Source organism: Marinicella rhabdoformis (assembly GCF_009671245.1).
Lineage (GTDB): Bacteria > Pseudomonadota > Gammaproteobacteria > Xanthomonadales > Marinicellaceae > Marinicella > Marinicella rhabdoformis.
Genome location: NZ_VTFS01000003.1, coordinates 317,837 through 336,432, shown reverse-complemented (window position 1 = coordinate 336,432; position 18,596 = coordinate 317,837). Strand labels below are relative to the sequence as shown.

General features: G+C 42.2%; 14 protein-coding genes. 7 read left to right on the top strand and 7 right to left on the bottom strand.

Annotation, left to right across the window (positions count from 1 at the left end; all coding sequences use genetic code 11):
* Positions 1 to 23: 23 nt before the first annotated feature.
* Positions 24 to 2,126 (bottom strand): 3-hydroxyacyl-CoA dehydrogenase NAD-binding domain-containing protein, encoded by a 2,103-nt coding sequence (locus FET73_RS09320; RefSeq protein ID WP_154223671.1) that lies wholly within the window; start codon positions 2,124 to 2,126, stop codon positions 24 to 26.
* A 3-nt stretch (positions 2,127 to 2,129) separates the two neighbouring features.
* The gene (locus tag FET73_RS09315; RefSeq protein WP_154223921.1) at positions 2,130 to 3,425 is read right to left on the bottom strand and encodes an acetyl-CoA C-acyltransferase; all 1,296 of its coding nucleotides are present in this window, start codon (positions 3,423 to 3,425) and stop codon (positions 2,130 to 2,132) included.
* A gap of 312 nt (positions 3,426 to 3,737) precedes the next feature.
* Here FET73_RS09315 and FET73_RS09310 point away from each other — a divergent pair, with 312 nt between their 5' ends.
* Entirely contained in the window at positions 3,738 to 5,015 is a 1,278-nt protein-coding gene (locus tag FET73_RS09310; protein WP_154223670.1) for a hypothetical protein, read from the top strand.
* Between the two features lie 10 nt (positions 5,016 to 5,025).
* The gene (locus tag FET73_RS09305; protein ID WP_154223669.1) at positions 5,026 to 5,415 is read left to right on the top strand and encodes a hypothetical protein; all 390 of its coding nucleotides are present in this window, start codon (positions 5,026 to 5,028) and stop codon (positions 5,413 to 5,415) included.
* Between the two features lie 62 nt (positions 5,416 to 5,477).
* Here the strand turns inward: FET73_RS09305 and FET73_RS09300 are convergent, their stop codons facing one another.
* Positions 5,478 to 6,038, bottom strand: a complete 561-nt coding sequence (locus FET73_RS09300; protein WP_154223668.1) for a sigma-70 family RNA polymerase sigma factor — start codon at positions 6,036 to 6,038, stop codon at positions 5,478 to 5,480.
* Positions 6,035 to 8,365 carry a serine/threonine protein kinase gene (locus FET73_RS09295; protein ID WP_154223667.1) on the bottom strand — a complete coding sequence of 777 codons (2,331 nt, stop codon included), beginning with the start codon at positions 8,363 to 8,365 and terminating at the stop codon, positions 6,035 to 6,037. Before FET73_RS09295 ends, FET73_RS09300 begins: the two co-directional genes overlap by 4 nt.
* 320 nt (positions 8,366 to 8,685) lie before the next feature.
* On the opposite strand from FET73_RS09295, the gene fusA reads away from it, so the two are divergent.
* Both fusA and FET73_RS09285 read left to right on the top strand, forming a co-directional pair.
* Positions 8,686 to 10,782 (top strand): elongation factor G, encoded by a 2,097-nt coding sequence (fusA, locus tag FET73_RS09290; RefSeq protein ID WP_484502571.1) that lies wholly within the window; start codon positions 8,686 to 8,688, stop codon positions 10,780 to 10,782.
* A 205-nt stretch (positions 10,783 to 10,987) separates the two neighbouring features.
* On the top strand, positions 10,988 to 11,251 hold the full coding sequence (locus FET73_RS09285; RefSeq protein WP_484502569.1) for a hypothetical protein: 264 nt from the start codon (positions 10,988 to 10,990) through the stop codon (positions 11,249 to 11,251).
* Between the two features lie 103 nt (positions 11,252 to 11,354).
* Here the strand turns inward: FET73_RS09285 and FET73_RS09280 are convergent, their stop codons facing one another.
* From FET73_RS09280 to FET73_RS09270, 3 genes are all read right to left on the bottom strand, one after another.
* A complete protein-coding gene (locus FET73_RS09280) occupies positions 11,355 to 12,104 on the bottom strand; it encodes a hypothetical protein (protein WP_154223665.1) in 750 nt (249 codons plus the stop codon).
* 393 nt (positions 12,105 to 12,497) lie between these two features.
* Entirely contained in the window at positions 12,498 to 12,767 is a 270-nt protein-coding gene (locus FET73_RS09275; protein WP_154223664.1) for a hypothetical protein, read from the bottom strand.
* 84 nt (positions 12,768 to 12,851) lie between these two features.
* A complete protein-coding gene (locus FET73_RS09270) occupies positions 12,852 to 13,364 on the bottom strand; it encodes a hypothetical protein (protein ID WP_154223663.1) in 513 nt (170 codons plus the stop codon).
* A gap of 393 nt (positions 13,365 to 13,757) precedes the next feature.
* Here FET73_RS09270 and dgt point away from each other — a divergent pair, with 393 nt between their 5' ends.
* The 3 genes from dgt to FET73_RS09255 all read left to right on the top strand — a co-directional run bounded on the left by dgt (position 13,758) and on the right by FET73_RS09255 (position 18,590).
* Entirely contained in the window at positions 13,758 to 15,227 is a 1,470-nt protein-coding gene (dgt, locus tag FET73_RS09265; RefSeq protein WP_154223662.1) for a dGTPase, read from the top strand.
* Between the two features lie 348 nt (positions 15,228 to 15,575).
* Positions 15,576 to 16,709: a M14 family metallopeptidase gene (locus FET73_RS09260; protein ID WP_154223661.1), complete on the top strand. Its 1,134-nt coding sequence runs from the start codon at positions 15,576 to 15,578 to the stop codon at positions 16,707 to 16,709.
* A gap of 75 nt (positions 16,710 to 16,784) precedes the next feature.
* On the top strand, positions 16,785 to 18,590 hold the full coding sequence (locus tag FET73_RS09255) for an ExeM/NucH family extracellular endonuclease (RefSeq protein WP_154223660.1): 1,806 nt from the start codon (positions 16,785 to 16,787) through the stop codon (positions 18,588 to 18,590).
* Positions 18,591 to 18,596: the final 6 nt, after the last annotated feature.

Genomic DNA, 18,596 nt, shown 5'->3' with positions numbered 1-18,596 from the left:
TGGCCTTTAATACGCTTATGGTTTTATTCTATAAATGGTTTGTCTGCTTCAGCATGAGATGTCAGTAAATTGGCTGCTTTAAAACGCAGTCCATGTTGTTTTTCAAGGTCTTTCAATGTGCTTAGCACTTGATCGGCCCCTGTGGCATCTACATAGCTGAATGGACCGCCAGTGAATGGAGGGAACCCCAAACCAAGTATGGCCGCCAAGTCACCATCTTTGGCAGAGAACAAAATGCCTTCTTCTAAACACAATACGCATTCATTAACAAAGATCAGACCGATTCGGTTCTGGATGTCTTTCTTAGCAAATGTTTTGCGCTCTTCGCCGCCGAAGTATGAGTAAATGTCTTTGTTGACTGTTTTGCGGCCTTTTTTCGGGTAGTTATAAAAACCTTTTCCAGTTTTACGACCAAACAATTTGGCATCCGCAAGTTTTTGAACTGTGGTGTCTTGTTCAATGCCACGTTCAACAAACATGTCACCGAGAGAGCCACGTGCAATGTGTGCACCAACATCAATACCCACTTCATCCATTAACGACAATGGGCCGACAGGGAAGCCCCAATCTTTCATGGCATTGTCGATGTCTTCAATTGAGCCGCCGTCATGTAATACTTGAATGGCTTCATGTGTCAATGCTGACAGAACGCGGGTTGTGTAAAAGCCAGGACCGTCTTTAACTGTGATAACGGTTTTGCCTTGCTTGATACCGACATTGGTGGCCATCTGTCTTGCTTTCTTAGACGTTTTATCAGTCACAATCAGTTCTAATAAAGGCATTTTAGGCACTGGAGAGAAGTAGTGCATGCCAACCACGTTTTGTGGGTTAGCAGCCTTGGCAGTGATGTCAGCCAAAGGCAATGATGAGGTGTTGGTGGCAAAGACCGTGGATTTTTTGCAGCGGCCTTCAACATCTGCCAATATTTTTTGTTTCAGGTTGATGTCCTCAAACACGGCTTCGATGATCAAATCACTGTCATTGATGTCTTCATCTTTGGTGGTTGTTTTGATTTTTGACATCATGCGGTCACGTTCTACTGCCCCCATGGCTTTTTTCTTAACCATTTTAGAAAAATCAGACCAAATGGTTTGCAGCGCGCTGGCAAGTCCTTGTTCAGAAATGTCTTTCAGTACCACGTCATAACCGTTTTTGATAGATACTTCGGCTATGCCTGCGCCCATAAAGCCCGCGCCAATCATGGTCAGTGCATCGACATTTTCAGTTTTGTTGTTGTTTTTAAGTTTTTTGTTGTCTTGCATGGCCATGAACAGACCAATCAAGTTCTTACTTGCCTCTGTGGCATGTAATTCACCAAAGCCAACAGCTTCAGCTTCTAGGCCTGCTGCCATGCCGTAACTCAAACCTGTTTCAACACAGTCAAGAATCTTCAGTGGGGCAGGGTAGTTACCACGTGTTTTACGCATCACCGTTTCACGTGCTTTTTTCAGTACGTAATTGCGTCCAGTAGAAGTCATCAAAGCTTTATCGAGTAAGCCCACTTTTTTGGCTTTGCGTTTGATTGGTTGAGAAGCTATCTTCAAAGCAGCTTGCTGTAAGCCTTCTTTATGAACTAAGGCATCAACCAGGCCTGCTTTTTTGGCACTGAATGGGTATATATTTTTACCCGTCAGCAAGCAATCTAAACCAAAACGTAAATTGGTCAATTTAATCAGGCGTTGTGTACCGCCGCCACCGGGTAATAAACCCAGTTTCATTTCTGGTAATCCAAAGACAGTTTTCTTGTCGGTGCTGGCAATGCGGTAATGACAGGCCATGGCCACTTCCAAACCACCACCCAGACAGGCACCATTAATGGCTGCAATGACTGGCTTTTTCAGTTTTGACAGGCGCATCAAAATGGCATTGCCATCACGTGATAACTGCTCAATTTCTTTTGAGTCCTTGATGTCAATGAAATCTTTGATGTCAGCACCGGCAATGAAACAGTTGTCCTTGCCTGAGGTCAATACCGCAGCTTTAACATCTTTGTCGCTTTCAATGTCATCTAATAATGATTTGAACTCATCTAAAAGTGAAACAGATAAGGTGTTCACTTCAGAGCCAACTTGATCCATGATGATGGTTGCGATGCCGTTTTCTTTTGTTATTTTAAAATTGGCCATGATTTATCCTACCCTCTTTAACAATATAGAAGATCCCAGTCCGCCTGCCGCACAGGCACTGATTAATGCGTATTTTCCTTTGGTCTCAATTAAGCGTCTTGTGGCTGAAGTGAGCAGGCGTGAACCTGTCGCGCCAAAAGGGTGTCCTAATGACAATGAACCACCTTGGGTATTGATTTTGTCCATCGGAATTTCGCCAAATGCGCCATCCAAACCCAATGATTTTTTGCAAAAATCTTCATCTTGAATTGCGGCTAAATTAGCCAATACTTGACCCGCGAAAGCTTCATGTATCTCAAATACGTCAATGTCTTCTATTTTCAATCCCGCTTCATTTAACAGTTTGGTTAAAGTGTAAGCTGGGCCTAATAGCAATTCACCTTGTGGGTTTGATCCTGAAAAGGTAAAACCTTCAATCACCACCTTTGGTTTTAATTTCCTTGCTTTGGCTTCATCGATGTCCATCAGCAGACTGACGGCCGCGCCATCAGTAATTGGGGATGCGTTACCTGCAGTAATCGTGCCATGAGGGCGCACAAAAGCGGGACGCAGCGTGCTTAATTTTTCCATTGAAGAGTTGGCATAAAAAGTATCGTCTTGCTCTACCACTTCAAATTTCGGTTTGATAGGCAAGGCAACAACTTCAGTTTCGAACTTACCGTCTTCCCAGGCTTTGGCTGCTTTGTGGTGTGAATTCAAAGCGAATTCATCTTGCATCTCACGTGTCACACCGAATTTGGCTGCCAGTTGATCAGCATCTTGACCCATAGACAAACCAGTTGAAAATTCAGCAATCGCTGGTGCAACAGGTACCAATGATTTGAACTTGAATTGTTTGAACACTTTCCAGAAACCGCCCAAACCTTTGGCTTTTTGCGCAGTCAGTAATGTTTTTTTGAAGGCATCTGAAATTCGAACCGGTGCGTCCGATGATGATTCCACACCGCCTGCCACGGCCACTTTTGCAGCTCCTAATTGAATGGATTGTGCGGCATTTGTGATGGCGACATTGGCAGAAATACAGGCCATGGTCACTGTGTAAGCTGGTGTATCTAAGTTATAACCTGCGCCAATCATGGACTCACGAGCAATGTTAGAAGTCGCAGCATTGTGCGTCACACTGCCTAAAGTGATTTGATCTGTGTCGTTTTCAAGAAAGTCGTATCGGTGCTTCAATTGGTTCAATGCATGGCGAGCCAAATCATAGGCTTTTAAATCTTGGGCCTTGCCTGTCGGGGCTTTCATGAAAGGTGTGCGTACACCATCGATGACAGCAACTTTGGAGTCTTTGAAGATCATAATGTCGTGGTTATTTTGAAAGTCATATATTCTCACCATACGCATGCGTATTGTCAAGTGAAACCATGGAGTTCGTTACATAGAGAGGTGATTTAAACAGATTTTAAAGTTTGAAACTTGAGCATAAAGTAATGAATGTTGATAAAGCATTTCAAATGACAACAATTTTTAATGTGATATTGGCCTGAAGGAATGAATATAAATTTAAATGATAAAAATGTCCGTTTTCCAAAGTGTTTAACGCATACCTATTTTGAGAGGGGTGAAATAGTTTTTCAGCTCCATACATTTTATTAAATACGAGGAACAGCCATGAAAAAAACAATTTTAATCACAGTGATGATGTCAGTTATCTGCGGGGCACATGCAGGTGGTGTATCGGTACCACACACTTTTTCACCCAATACGCCGGCGAAAGCGAGTGAAGTGAATGCCAATTTTGCGGCATTGGTGGCGAAAATTAATCAGCTAGAGAACAGGATTGCTGATTTAGAAGGGAATTCAGTCATTGCCCTAGACGGTGTTTTAAAGCTAGGCACTTATGATGACGATGAACAATATCCGACTGCTATATTTGAGGGTGTTAACTTACAAGTAGTCGACGGTACTGGAGCAACTGTTAGTGCAGTTGGCACTGGTAATATCATCATTGGTTACAATGAAAGTGGCGCTAATGCTCCTGAGTTTTGCTCAAACTCCGCAATAGGTAACGAAACTGATTGTACCAATGATGGTTCTCTCTGGTCAAATAATGTACACAGTGGCAGTCATAATTTGATTTTAGGGGAGAGTAATTCATATACGGAATTTGCTTCAATTGTGGCAGGTAACAATAATGTTGTGCAAGGCACTTTTGCCAGTGTATTAGGAGGGAGGTTAAATAAAATAACTGGAGATCATGCATCCATTATAAGTGGTTTTGCCAACAGGGCATCTGGCGCAAGCTCTGTCGTCATTGGAGGTCTTCAAAACACGTCTTCTGGAGTTGAGTCAACAGTAGTAGGAGGTAGATTTAATAATGCCAAAGGTTTAAGGGCGAGTATATTGGGAGGCGAAAGCAATCAATCTATAGGGCAATATTCAACTATTTCTGCAGGACAACTCAATAAAAGCTTGAGTGATTTTTCTTCCGTGGCAGGAGGTCAAAATAATAAAGCAGGTGGTGATGAGAATGATTCAACAATAGGAATTCATGCATCGGTCAGTGGTGGTACACAAAATCAAGCTGTAGGAACTTATTCGTCTGTAACTGGTGGTGGTGGAAACCAAGCATCAGGTGAGTTTTCATCTGTAACTGGCGGGACTGTGAACTTGGCATCAGGAACAGGTGCAGTGGTCAGTGGGGGCACTGAGAATATTGCTTCAGGTGAGCTTTCATCGGTTACTGCTGGTGAGGATAATGAGGCTTTAGGGAATATATCTTCTGTAACAGGAGGTGGTGATAATTTGGCATCAGGGGTTGGCGCTGCTGTCAGCGGTGGTGTTCAAAATGTCTCCAGTGCGCTTGGCGCCACAATCAGCGGTGGGCAAGCGCGAACAGCAACAGATGAATTTGACTGGGTTGGTGGTTCATTGACAGAGGATAACTAAGGAGATGATGATGAAAAAATATATCATGCTTCTTTGTTTAATTTCTCAACCACTGTTTGCTGGTGATTTAATTTTCAAAGCTGGCTTTGAAAACCGGGGTTTGGTTTCAGGAACTGTCAATGGATTGACAGCTTCTGGCTTGAGTTTATCGCTCAACTTTGGGCCAAATTTAGAGTTTTTATCCATTGATGAGAATGGTTCGTTTACATTCTTTGGCGAAGTCATTATTGGCACAACTTGGACTGTTGCCATCAACAGCCAGCCAGCTGGTCAAAACTGTGATTTACAGAATAACTCTGGCACAATGGCACCAGGCGGAGCCAATACCTTGGTTGTTGATTGTGGTGATGGAAGCAATAACTGGGATGAAATGAGCTGGGATCAAGGCAATTGGCAATAATACACCGATTGATTTAATCTACACAAACCCGGGCTATTTGGCTTGGGTTTTTTATTGTCTAACTACTGTTGTAACTCTCGAAAAAGCCACAGCTTGGCAACTGACCAATCCCTTTGTACCGTTTTACTTGAGACAGATAGCACTTCGGCGATTTCTTCGTTGGTCAGACCGCCAAAATATTTCATGGTGACTATTTCGGCTTGTCTGGAATCTAATTGTTCCAGTTTAAGTAAAGCACTGTCAAGGGTGTCAAGCTGGATGGCGTTATCATTATTGGGGCTAAACTCTTCCTTAAATGTCAGTAAAGTTTGGTTGTTGCCACGTTTATTTGCATTGTTCTTTCGATATTGCTCAACCAAAACCCGTCGCATGGTGCGCGCTGCCATTGAGAAAAAGTGCGTGCGGTTTTGCCAATCTACACTGTCTGCATCAACCAGACGTAAATAAGCTTCCGAAATCAGTTCGGTGCATTGAATGCTGTTTTTCTTGTTCCGCTGTAACTGAATTTGTGCCAAGCGGTGTAATTCCGAGTAAACCTGAGGAATCAGTTTGTCCAAAGCTTGTTGGTCACCAGCCTGCCAACGGTTGAGTAGTAGGGTTACTTGGACGTTGTTATCAGTCATTGTTTTGTTTTTTTTTGTCTTCGGTTTAACTCTTCAAATAATTCCAACAGATCTCGAGTTTTCATGCCTTTTGATTTCAAATAATCAGCCGTCTGTTGTGCATCTTGTAGTTTGTTTAAGTAGATTTCTGCATGTAACTTGTTGTGCACAAAATGCAGCTCTTCGTTTTTCTCTGTCAGTTTAAGGACTCTTTGGTAAGCGTCCTTAAAAATGTCATTGCTGGCGCTAATCGCACCCTGTTCAAACAACAGCTGGCCTTTGATGTTCATGTTACTGATCATGTCATTTTCTGTGGATTGGTTGTCCGGGTCCCAGTGGTTTAGTTTGTGGCTTATGGCCAAAGCTTTGTCTATGTTTTCAAGGGCTTTTTCAGGTTGATCCATGTTTCGATAGAGGCCAGCCAGAAAACCGAGGTCGATCGAATGGTTAAAATTCAGGCGAAACTCATCAGGGGCTTGTTGCAGTGCTTGCTCACTGACTTGGGCCATTTCAATACAAGCCTTGAGCACTTGCTGATCAATCTTTATCTGATACAGAGTATTACAATGCATGTAGCTGATGTCAGCATAGTTCGACAACAGGGACGGCAGTTTTGCCGCGGCATCTTTGGCCACTGGAGTGACTTCTGATAACAGTGACAAGGCGGTATCTAACTCACCTTTGCGCCTGTATGTGTCAGTAATCATGTACGTTGCTCGTAAATATAACCACCAACGATCATGGGTGCTGGGTTTGTTCACAGACAATTTATCAGCAGGAAAGTTTGTGGTCAGTTTTTTTCCGATTTTAACAGCAGTCTTTAACTCTAAAAGTGATTGATCAAAGTCACCTGTGATGGCTAAAAGTTCACCAATATTCATGTGAACTTGGCCATACCTCATGAGAATCTCTTCATTATGAGGTTGTTCATGGTAGAGCTGAGTTAAAATTTTCTTTGCTTTTGTGTAAGTGCTCAAAGCTTTTTTTGTGTTGCCTTGGTCATCGAATACGGAAGCAATTTTAATCAGTGCCAGTGCTTGTTTGTCATGGGTTTTTTGACTCTGTTCTGCGTCGAGGTTGTTATAATAGGACAAGGTTTCAGTGGCGGCGGATTCCAGCAACCCCAATTTTCCCAATGCGCGCAACTGTGGGTGTAAGTCATGCAGCATGAAACTGGCCAACTTTTCTGCTTCTATGCGAGCTGTATTGGCTTTGTTTGTCTCATACTGCAAATCAGTGGTGTATTTCCAGCCTGAAAACAGTACCAATGTGAGTAAACTCATGGCCAAAGCCATCCTGATTCGTCGTTTGGGCAGTGCTTGGATTCGGTTTATTTCGTTAAGTACACTGCGAGCCGAGGGCCTGTCTTCAGCATTTGGAGCAAGCAGTTGTTGGATTAACTTGGTTTCTGCTGCTTTGATGTCTTTGGGGATTTGATATTGGGCTGCTTTGGTTCGAGCGATCAGTTCATCGGCAGTTGAATTTTTTGGGTGCGGTTGCCGACCAGAAAGGAGTTCACACAGTATGATACCCAAACTCCATAAATCAGTTGCAGTTGAAGAGGGTTTGCCTAAGGTTTGTTCTGGTGACATGTATCCTGGTGTGCCAGCGATTTGGGTGTGTTGTGAGGGGTGCTGATGATTTGTGGCTAGAGGAGGTGTTGTTGTATTTTCTGTTAATCGGGCTAAACCAAAGTCGAGTATTTTGACCACGTTATTATCTGTGATCATGATGTTTTCTGGTTTTAAATCGCGGTGTATTATGCCCCTTTCATGTGCAGCAACGAGTGCATTGGTAATTTGTTTGGCGATGTCAAGCACATCAATCTTTTCTTGTGAACTGAGTGCTTCACGCAATGTCTTGCCGGTGATTAATTCGAGCACCAAAATATCTGTGTTGTTTTCGCTGAAAAAATCAAAAACTTGGCAAATGTTAGGATGCAGTAAACTGGATAAAATTTGGGCCTCGTTTAAGAAGTCTGATTTGCCTTGTGATGAAAGCTTGTATCCAGCTTTGATGGCCTTAACCGCGACAGGTCGCTTCAATACGGTATCAATGCCAGCATAAACTTCGCCCATGCCGCCAGTAGCAATCAAGTGTTTGAGTTGGATTTTGCCGATTTTATCTTTCAGTTGTGTTTCGTTGTGATGATTGGGGTCGTCAATTTCTATGGCGTTTTCCTCTAAAAAATCTGGGGTGATTTCTTGGTTGAGCAGCATCTCAACTTCTTGGCGTAATTCATCATCACTGCCACATGCTTTTTCAAGATAAGCAGGGATTTGTTCAGGGGGAAGTTCTAATGCAGTAGAAACCACGGTTGTGATTTTTTTGTATTGCTCTGGGTGCATTTATTATGGCGTATGAATTGTAGGCGACTGATATGTTATCACATCTGTGAGTGACTGAGATTGAGTGATGTCTTGGGGGGGTGTAAAAATACACTGAATCAGGTCGTCCTAAATGTTTTTAAAGATTAAATGATTCTTGTTTGGTTATAAAGGAGCGTAAAAACAGGATTTCTTACTGTATTTGCTACAAATGGCCTATGTTTTATAGTAAGATGCGCGCACTTTATGGTCGGGTGACTTTTGTTCACAGAAATGTGGGTGAAGAATTTCATTGAAACCGACCAATTTGTTCCACTTTATCATTGATGATAAAAACAAGATTGAAAGACATGACAGATTTAACTAAATACAGAAATATTGGTATCTTCGCTCACGTTGATGCGGGTAAAACCACAACAACCGAGCGTATTCTTAAACTGACCGGTAAAATCCATAAATTGGGTGAAGTGCATGATGGTGAATCTACCATGGATTTCATGGATCAAGAAGCTGAGCGTGGTATCACCATTCAGTCAGCTGCGACCACTTGTTTTTGGAAAGACCACCGTTTCAACATCATCGATACCCCAGGTCACGTTGACTTCACCGTTGAAGTTTACCGTTCTTTGAAAGTATTGGATGGCGGTGTTGGTGTATTCTGTGGTTCAGGTGGTGTAGAGCCACAATCTGAAACCAACTGGCGTTATGCCAATGAATCTGAAGTGGCACGTTTGATCTTCGTGAACAAATTAGACCGCATGGGTGCAGATTTTTACCGAGTCGTAGACCAAGTTGAGAATGTTTTGGGTGCTAACCCATTGGTGATGACTTTGCCTATCGGTATCGAAGATGATTTTGTTGGTGTTGTTGACGTATTGTCTAAGAAAGCATACGTTTGGGATGATTCAATGCAACCTGAAAACTATGAAGTGCTGGATGTGCCAGCTGACATGGTTGATAAAGTTAATAAATACCATGAGCAATTGATCGAAACTGCCGTAGAGCAAGACGATGATTTGATGATGGCTTACATGGAAGGTGAAGAAGTTGCTATGGAAGACATCAAACGTTGTATCCGTAAAGGTACTCGTGATTTGGCTTTCTTCCCAACTTACTGTGGTTCAGCATTTAAGAACAAAGGCATGCAGTTGATCTTGGATGCGGTTGTTGATTACTTGCCATCTCCTGTTGAAGTTGATCCTCAAGATTTGACTGATGAAGAAACTGGTGAACCTACGGGTGAAAAAGCGATTGTTGCTGTTGATGAGCCATTCCGTGCTTTGGCATTTAAAATCATGGATGACCGTTTTGGTGCTTTGACCTTCGTGCGAATTTACTCAGGTAAAATCAACAAAGGTGACACCATTTTGAATTCAGCTACAGGTAAAACTGAGCGTGTTGGCCGTATGGTTGAGATGCATGCTGATGACAGAAACGAATTGGATTCAGCGCAAGCTGGTGACATTTTAGCCATCGTTGGTATGAAGAATGTTCAAACAGGTCACACATTGTGTGATGTGAAGCATCCTTGTACTTTGGAGCCAATGATCTTCCCAGATCCAGTAATCTCGATTGCTGTTGCACCTAAAGACAAAGGCGGCTCAGAAAAAATGGGTAACGCTTTGGGTAAAATGGTTGCAGAAGATCCATCTTTCCAAGTTGAAACTGATGAAGATTCAGGCGAGACTATTTTGAAAGGTATGGGTGAGTTGCACTTAGACATTAAAGTGGACATCTTGTCTCGAACGTTTGGTGTTGAATTAGAAGTGGGTGCACCACAAGTGGCCTACCGTGAGTCAATCACAGCGCCTGTGACGGATTCTTACACGCACAAGAAACAATCAGGTGGTTCTGGTCAGTTTGGTAAAATTGATTACACCATTGAGCCAGGTGAAGAAGGTTCTGGTTACGTATTCGAATCAACTGTAACCGGTGGTAACGTACCTAAAGAGTACTGGTCTGCGATCGAGAAAGGTTTCCAAAGCTTGATGGAAGAAGGTCCATTGGCTGGTTATCCTTTACAAGATTTGAAATTCACTTTGCAAGATGGTGCATACCATGCAGTGGATTCATCGACTATGGCTTTTGAAGCAGCTGCTAAAGGTGCATACCGTCAATCAGTTAAGAAATGCTCACCACAAATCATGGAACCCATCATGAAAGTGGACGTGTTCACACCAGAAGATCATGTGGGTGATGTGATTGGTGATTTGAACCGCCGTCGTGGCATGATCAAGTCACAAGATCCAACACCAACAGGTGTTCGAATCAAAGCTGACGTTTCATTGTCTGAAATGTTTGGTTACATCGGTTCATTGCGTACCATGACCTCAGGTCGTGGCCAATTCTCTATGGAATTCTCGCACTACAACCCATGTCCTGCTAACATTTCTGAAGAAGTGATTGCAGCGGCTAAAGCACGTAAAGACGCGAGTTAATTAAATTTAATTCGATTCACAAAAGCTTGAAAAAAAAGGCGTCCAATAGGGCGCCTTTTTTTGTGAGCTACTTATTATCTCTGGTGCAATTATTAGAGTGACAGTTAAAGTAACTGTCGTCAATCAGTTGCGCAATGTTCGCCACAAATCAGGGAGCCTATCATGAAGGTTGATGTAGTTCACACCTGAAGATCTCCTAGATGATGTGAGCGGTGATGTGGTTGGTGATTTGAACCGTCGTCGCGGCATGATCAAATCACAAGATCATAATATAAAACCCAGGCCAACAGCTGTTCGCATCAAAGCTGATGTGCCACTGTCTGAAATGTTTGGTTACATTGGTTCTTTGCGTACCATGACTTCTGGTCGTGGCCAGTTCTCTATGGAGTTCTCGCACTATAACCCGTGTCCTAACAACATTTCTGAAGAAGTGATTGCAGCGGCCAAAGCACGCAAAGAAGCGAAGTAATTCGACTCTAAACAAGCTTGATGAGAAAGGCGCCCAATGGGCGTCTTTTTTTATGGATACATATTTTTAATTTCTGAAATTGGTTAATCCAAATGTTAAAGTTTTATTTACATGCATTGCTTAGTTGGCCTGAAAAATGTCCGTGTAATTCAGATGTTGACCCATCTGTGCGTAAGAAAAATGTGATTCGATTTGGTCCGTATTTAAGAAAGTTGTCTTTTGAATTAATGTCACATTTCATACTCAAATTGATTTCAATTCCGTGAAAATCTATTGTCACCAACTCATTAAAGGCTATTGAGTCAACCTCAAATTGTTCAGGTTTAATTCTGAAGTCGTGGTAATTTAACTGACCGTTGATAGACATCAGGCTGATGTATTTCATGATGTTTTCAGTTGGCGCTTTATCAAAGTCAAAGTCACGCTTAAAAATGGCTTTGGGATTAGTTTTGATGTGTTGGTTGCTGTAATGTTTGGCTTTTTTGTTACATGGGTTATCGAATGTTGAGTAACTGGTGTCAGTTATTTGTCCCTCTGGTGACAGGGTCAATTCGACACTGGCATAATGCCAATCGTCTTCACTTCCTTTATGATTGTAATTAAGGCCACAATTAGCGTATAAAATAATTTTGATATCGTTTTTATTTGAGTGAGGGTAGTAAATGTGTTTGATGATGCTGACACTTAACTCTGCGTCATTGAAAGTATGGTCATACAATTTAATTTTGCCCTGCTTTAATAAGTTTAACGTGTGCTGTTCAATGCTTGTATTGTCTGGATGGGGGTATTGAAACGGTGATTGAAACTTTTGTGCGTGTATTTGTGACATCAATAAAAAAAATAATAATTGCATGGTCATCGAATTGAAAAAATATAATTATAGCGTATTGAGGTCTTTCACAATATTTTGCTGCCGTATAAGGTTAATTGAAGTTATATAAAGCAATGCCATGCAATACTGTTATGGAAATAAATTTCACTAAAAAAATGTTGGCTTGGCGTCCTAAGGGAAACCTTTACTAAATGCGAATATGTAGCAAGTCATCATCAATCAGTTAGATTCCGATCGTAGGGTCTTTGATTGAAATGGTTTGTTTGATGACCCACCTTTTGGAGAAGGAGTAAAAGACACATGCCGTCAATCTGTTAAGAAATGTTCGCCACAAATCATGGAACCTATCATGAAAGTGGGCGTGTTCACGCCAGAAGATCATATTATTAATAGCTAGGCCAACAGCTGTTAGAATCATTTTTTAGCGCTGAATAAAAATTGTTCACCACCTAGGTATGCATATTTTTTTGACCAATACACGATGGCATTCACTTCTTTGAAACCAATTTTTTTAAGGGTGTCCAGCAGTTCCCAGCCGAAAGTGTAATAGCTTAGGCTGCCTTTCTTTGATACAGGATTGCCGTGATATTCGGGTTTCTCGTGAAAAATTGTTTTGCCTTTTGAGTTTACTGAAGCGCGAACCAGTGTTTGATAAGCTTTTGGATTAAAAGGAACTGAAAACATAAGGGTTCCGTTATTTTTAAGCGACCTAAATATTTCATGGAGCGCATCTTTATAGTTTGGAATGTGTTCAAAACAGTCAAAAGATTAGACGTATTTAAAGTGATTGTCATTAAATGACAGTTGGGTTAAATCTTGGTGGTTCAGTTTGTCGGGTAACAATTTGAGTTGAAACCTGAGTTTGTTTAAAAAAGAGCTTTCAGTCATGTATTCGCTGCCGACAGTATTGGTGTACTTGTTTTTTAGCCACTTATATAACAAAGTGTGTTGCTCTGAGATGTAAATAGTGTCGCATGGTTTTGGCTTGATTGTGGTCTCAAAAACTTGAATCGCCCCACGAACTCTGTTATTAAATTGTGTTGATTGACACACCAACCTTTCCCTGAAATTGATTTCACCTGAGTGTGCGTATTTTTGATCCAGCAAAAATTGGCTTTCACGTTGTATAGGCCAGCTATAACCATGAAATAAATGCTGTTGCTTTGATGCCAAGGCTTGTGTTAACTGTTGCTCTGTTTTTTTCAGTTCTTTCAACTGCTGTGTTTGACTTTCTATCAGTTGTAAAAATGATTCTTGATTTTTAATGTGAAAAAGGTGCATGTGCTATGAGGTTGACTGTGCAAAGAAGAAAATTATACATTGGTTCAACAGCCGTTCTGGGGTTATCGCACAGAGTTGTCAAATACATGAGTGTTGGGGTGCAAAATACCCATACATAATATAAATAAACTGTTCACTAGTAAAAAATAGTTTATCGTTTTTATGATGAGGTAGACATGTCCTTATTTTTTAAAATGACTGCGGCTGTCAAGTGAAAAGGTGTCAGGATATAAGAAGAATTGGGCTTGGGAATGTACAGACTGAAGTTGTTCAGTTGTTGTTATGATTCCTGAATGTGAGTGTTTTTCAACATCTTGTTTGTGCATATTCAGTTGCATTTTTAGTTCGCAAAAAGTTTTTTTGAAGATGAATTAGGTAATCATTTACAATGTGATGATGGGTATAAAATTCAATATAAAAATGTCGGCTTTGCGGCCTTATGGGGCACCGTCAAACAAAACCAGTACACCAGCAGACATCACCAATCAATTGGAATCTGATCGTGGGCGGATTATTCAATCGGCGTCTGTCAGGCGTTTGCAGCAGAAGACGCAAGTATTTCCTTTGGAACGCAATGCGGCGGTGCGGTCGCGGCTGACCCATTCTTTGGAAGTGCAACAGAACGGTCGCTATATTGTGAAGACGCTGTTTAAAAAACTTCAAGGTCGCGAAAAAGAGTTGGGTCTGAACGGGTTGGCAGGAGCGGTTGAGTCTTTGGTGGAGATGGCTTGTTTGATGCATGACATTGGTAACCCACCTTTTGGGCACTTTGGTGAGGCAGCCATCAATGGTTGGTTCAATTCAAAGCAATTCAAGAAGTTTAAAGCTTGGAAGACGGTCAAAGGTGAGTCACTGCGTAAACTGCTAATAAAAGACTTACAAAATTTTGAAGGCAATGCACAAGCGGTGAGATTGACTTATTCTTTGCAGCAAATGAACCTGACGCACGCACAAACCGCTGCGATTTTGAAATACACCCGTGGTGCTTGGGAAAAACGTGAAGACAAAGACCCTTTGAGTCAATTAAAAAAGAAGCCGGGTTTTTACTGGTCTGAACGAGAAGCTGTGGCGAAAATGTGCGATGCATTAGAGGTACAGTTAGGTCACAGGCACCCATTCACATATATTATGGAAGCGGCTGATGACATGGCTTATTGTTTGGCTGATATTGAAGATGCAGTTGAAAAAGGTATATTGAACTTGTCCCAACTGTCGGGGTTGATTGTGAAGACGTTCCATGCCTTAGGTGGTGATGTTGATGCCAGCAATATCACGTCATTTAATCACTCTGAAAAAAGTTTAAAAAGAGTGGTTAATGAGGCAATTCAAGCTTCAAAAACTGATGTCATTGATGGTAATCATCAATTTTTCATCAAGTTGCGTATCAATTTGATTCACCATTTGGTCAATCATGCGGCCAATCGTTTTATAGACAATATCGAAACAATTTATCGAGGAGACTTCAACCAAGCCCTATTAGAAGATGATTCTGTAGCGATGCAGATTGTACAAACATTCAAGGGTATTGGGTATAACCATGTTTTTAATCACAAAGAAGTGCAGACCTTGGAGCTGCAAGGTCATCAAATCATCACGGGTTTGCTTGATATTTATGCCAAGGTTTTGAAATTATCCGGCGCAAAAATGTCTGACTTACTTTCGGGTAATAGCGATTGTTTGTATGAGCAGCTCTTGTTCAATCGCATTGATCCAAAGATCCGTAAAGCTTATCAAAAAGCGGTGAAAGAGCAGGGTGGAGAACTGGAGTTTTATTATCGTTGTCGCATGATACAAGACCACATTTCTGCCATGACCGATCACAGTGCCCATGATGAGTACAAAACTTTGATGGTGGCGGATTGATGAATTGAAAGCATTAATTATGTGGCTTGAGTTTGTTGCTGTCGTGTTGAGCGCAGCCGAAAAACCTTAGGTCCTTCCACTCGCTTCGCTCGGTAAGGATGACAAGGGGGTGTTGTGTGCTCGGTCAGGATGACGGGGTGTGGGGTTGTTTGATCAGGGTGTTACGAGATTCTCGTGTCAAGCACGAGAATGACGAAGGATTGTAATGCCATATGTTGAAGTTTTCGTTTCTAATGTGACAATTCCTGAGATACAAGAGGTTTAGGCATGGCATATTCAGATGTTACATTTATTGTGATTTTGAGCCTGATATGACATCATACGCCTTTTAAAAAATTACATACAGCTATGAAAATCAGCAGTGCATTTGACGGTGGCCGCATTGACGTGGTCAAAGCCGATTCTTTTGATGACATCCAACTTAACATCAAAAACGATTCAAATTCAGACTTTAGACAATGGTTTTACTTCCGCATACAGGGTGTGAAAGACCAAAACTGTGTGGTGAAATTTTTGAATGCTGCCGATTGTTTTGTGGCTGAAGGTTGGGAAGATTATGATGTCTGTGCATCGGTTGACCGTGAAGAATGGTTCCGCATCCCGACTGACTATGATGGCAAGCAAATGACTGTTGAATTCACTGCCGATACCGATGACATCTATTTGGCTTATTTTGCGCCGTATTCTTTTGAACGCCACTTGAATTTATTGGCTTTTGCACAACAGTCAGACTTGTGTCGTTTGCAAAGCTTGGGTGAGACAGTTGATGGTCGTGATTTCGATATGTTGGTGATTGATGACGTAGAAAGCGATCAAGCTGAAAAGAAAAATTTGTGGGTGATAGCGCGTCAACATCCGGGCGAAACCATGGCTGAATGGTGTGCTGAAGGATTCTTGGAAACCATTTTAGATGCCGACAACCCAACGTCTCGAACGCTGTTACAGCAGTGTCGATTTTTTGTTGTGCCCAATATGAATCCTGACGGCGCCTACCGTGGTAACTTGCGTGTTAATGCGACAGGTGCCAACTTAAACCGAGAGTGGTTAGAGCCTACCATGGAAAAATCGCCAGAAGTTTATTTGGTGCGCGAACAAATGCACAAGCATGGCGTGGACATGTTCATCGATATGCATGGTGACGAGGCGATTCCCTATAATTTTGTCGCTGGTTGTGAAGGGAATCCTAATTATGATGAACGGTTGAAAGGTTTGGAAGAGGCTTTCAAAGCGGCTTTCCATGCGGCCAGTCCTGATTTCCAAGATGAGCACGGTTACCCTAAAGATGAACCGGGTAAAGGTGATTTGCGCATTGCGACCAATTACGTTGGCGAAACTTTCAATTGTTTGGCTTACACTTTGGAGATGCCATTCAAAGACAATCACGACTTGCCTGATGAGATGTATGGCTGGTCACCTGAGCGCAGCAAAAAGCTGGGTGAAGACATTGTCATAGCCATCAACAACACCACAGACAAAATTTAAATAGATTCATACCATTGCCACAAAGTTGATATAAGCTTTGTGGCATTTTTGTAGAAAAATAAATTCGAATCCCACATGAAAAACTCAATTGCACCAAAACTATCCTTAGCCTTGGCTTTACTCGTCAGTTTCCACAGCCAAGCCAGTACGATGTGTAACCGCACAAGTGTCACTATTGCTGAAGTGCAAGGTGACGGTGCCAAGAGTCCATTGCTTGGTCAAAAAGTCACTGTTGAAGGTGTGGTTGTCGGAGATTTTCAAGGAAAAGGTGCTTTAGAAGGTTTTTATTTGCAGTCGCTCAAAGCGGATGACAACCCAAAGACTTCTGAGGCTGTGTTTGTACATCACTCAAAAACTGATGTGTCGTTGGGCAGTCATGTGGTGGTCCATGGCATGGTGTCAGAGCGCCATGACTTGACGCAAATTCATTCTGCCATGATTGGTGATGTTTGTGCTGAGCAAGTGCCTTTACCTGAAGCAACGGCGATTACTTTACCGCTGTCAGATAAAAATTTAGAGCCTTTTGAAGGCATGCGAGTGACTTTGCCACAACAATTAACCGTGACCGATACTTACAGTTTTGCAAAACACGGTCAGATTACGCTATCTGCTGGCAGGTTGTTCAGTGCCACGCAAGTGGCCATGCCAGGAGCTGATGCCAAGAAGGTGATGCTACAAAATGCCATGAATCAAATCAAGCTTGATGATGGAAAAAATAAATCATTTGCTGATCAGACCATAACAGTTGATCATGTAGGCAAAAGATTCAGTGCCAAAAACCCCGTTCGCTTGGGTTACCAAGTGTCTCCTGTGACGGGCGTTTTAGATTACGCCTTTGGTGAATACAAAATTCAACCGACATCACAGCTTCAGTTTACTGCGGGTGGCAGTTTGCGGACGCCAGTGGTTCAAGGTATCAATGGCCAATTGAAAGTGGCCACATTCAATATAGAAAACTTTTTTCATACCATTGATAACGGTATAGAAATCTGTGGGCCAAAAAAATCTTGGGGATGTCGAGGTGCTGACAGCGAACAAGAGTTTAACCGCCAGTTGAATAAAACAGTGTCAGCGATTGTGCAATCGGGTGCTGACGTGGTTGCCTTGCAAGAGTTACAAAATGATGACGATGCCAGTGTTAAAGCGTTGGTCAACGCCTTGAATAAAGCAAGCAAGACGGCATGGGGTTTTGTTGACAGTGGCTATTTGGCTGATGATGTCATCAAAGTGGGTATTATTTATAAAAAGCAAGCGGTGAAGCCTGTGGGTGAGTTCGCCGTGTTGGACAACAAAAGTGACCCTGAGTTTAAAGTGCACAGACACCGTCCTATTTTGTTACAAGGCTTCGAAACCCGTTCAGGCAAGCAGTTTCAGCTGGCATCAATCCACTTGAAATCTAAAAGTTGTCGGGAAGCTAAAGGTGACAACAAAGCCCAAGGTGATGGACAAGGTTGTTACGCTGGTGAGCGTGCATTGGCTGCCAAACAATTGGTGGCTTGGATTAAGTCCGATCCATTAGGGCTGGGAATAGAACATACTGTTTTGGCAGGTGACTTCAACAGCTACGGCCGTGAAGATTCAATTCGTATATTAGAAGCCGGTGGCTACACGGACTTGGCTCGACATGAGATAGGGGATCAAAATTGGACCACATCTTATCGTGGTAAAGTGGGGGCTTTGGACCACATCATGGTGAGTCGCAATGTGCTTGAATATACCAATGGGTTCAAACAATGGCACATCAACTCAGATGAATTTCGCGGTTTCAGTTACGACCTTGAAGGTTTGGATGAAGGTCAGGATAGGCCGAAGCACTTCTATGACAAAGGGCCATTCAGTTCATCAGATCATGACTTGGTCATCATGGGGTTGGATTTATAAACACAA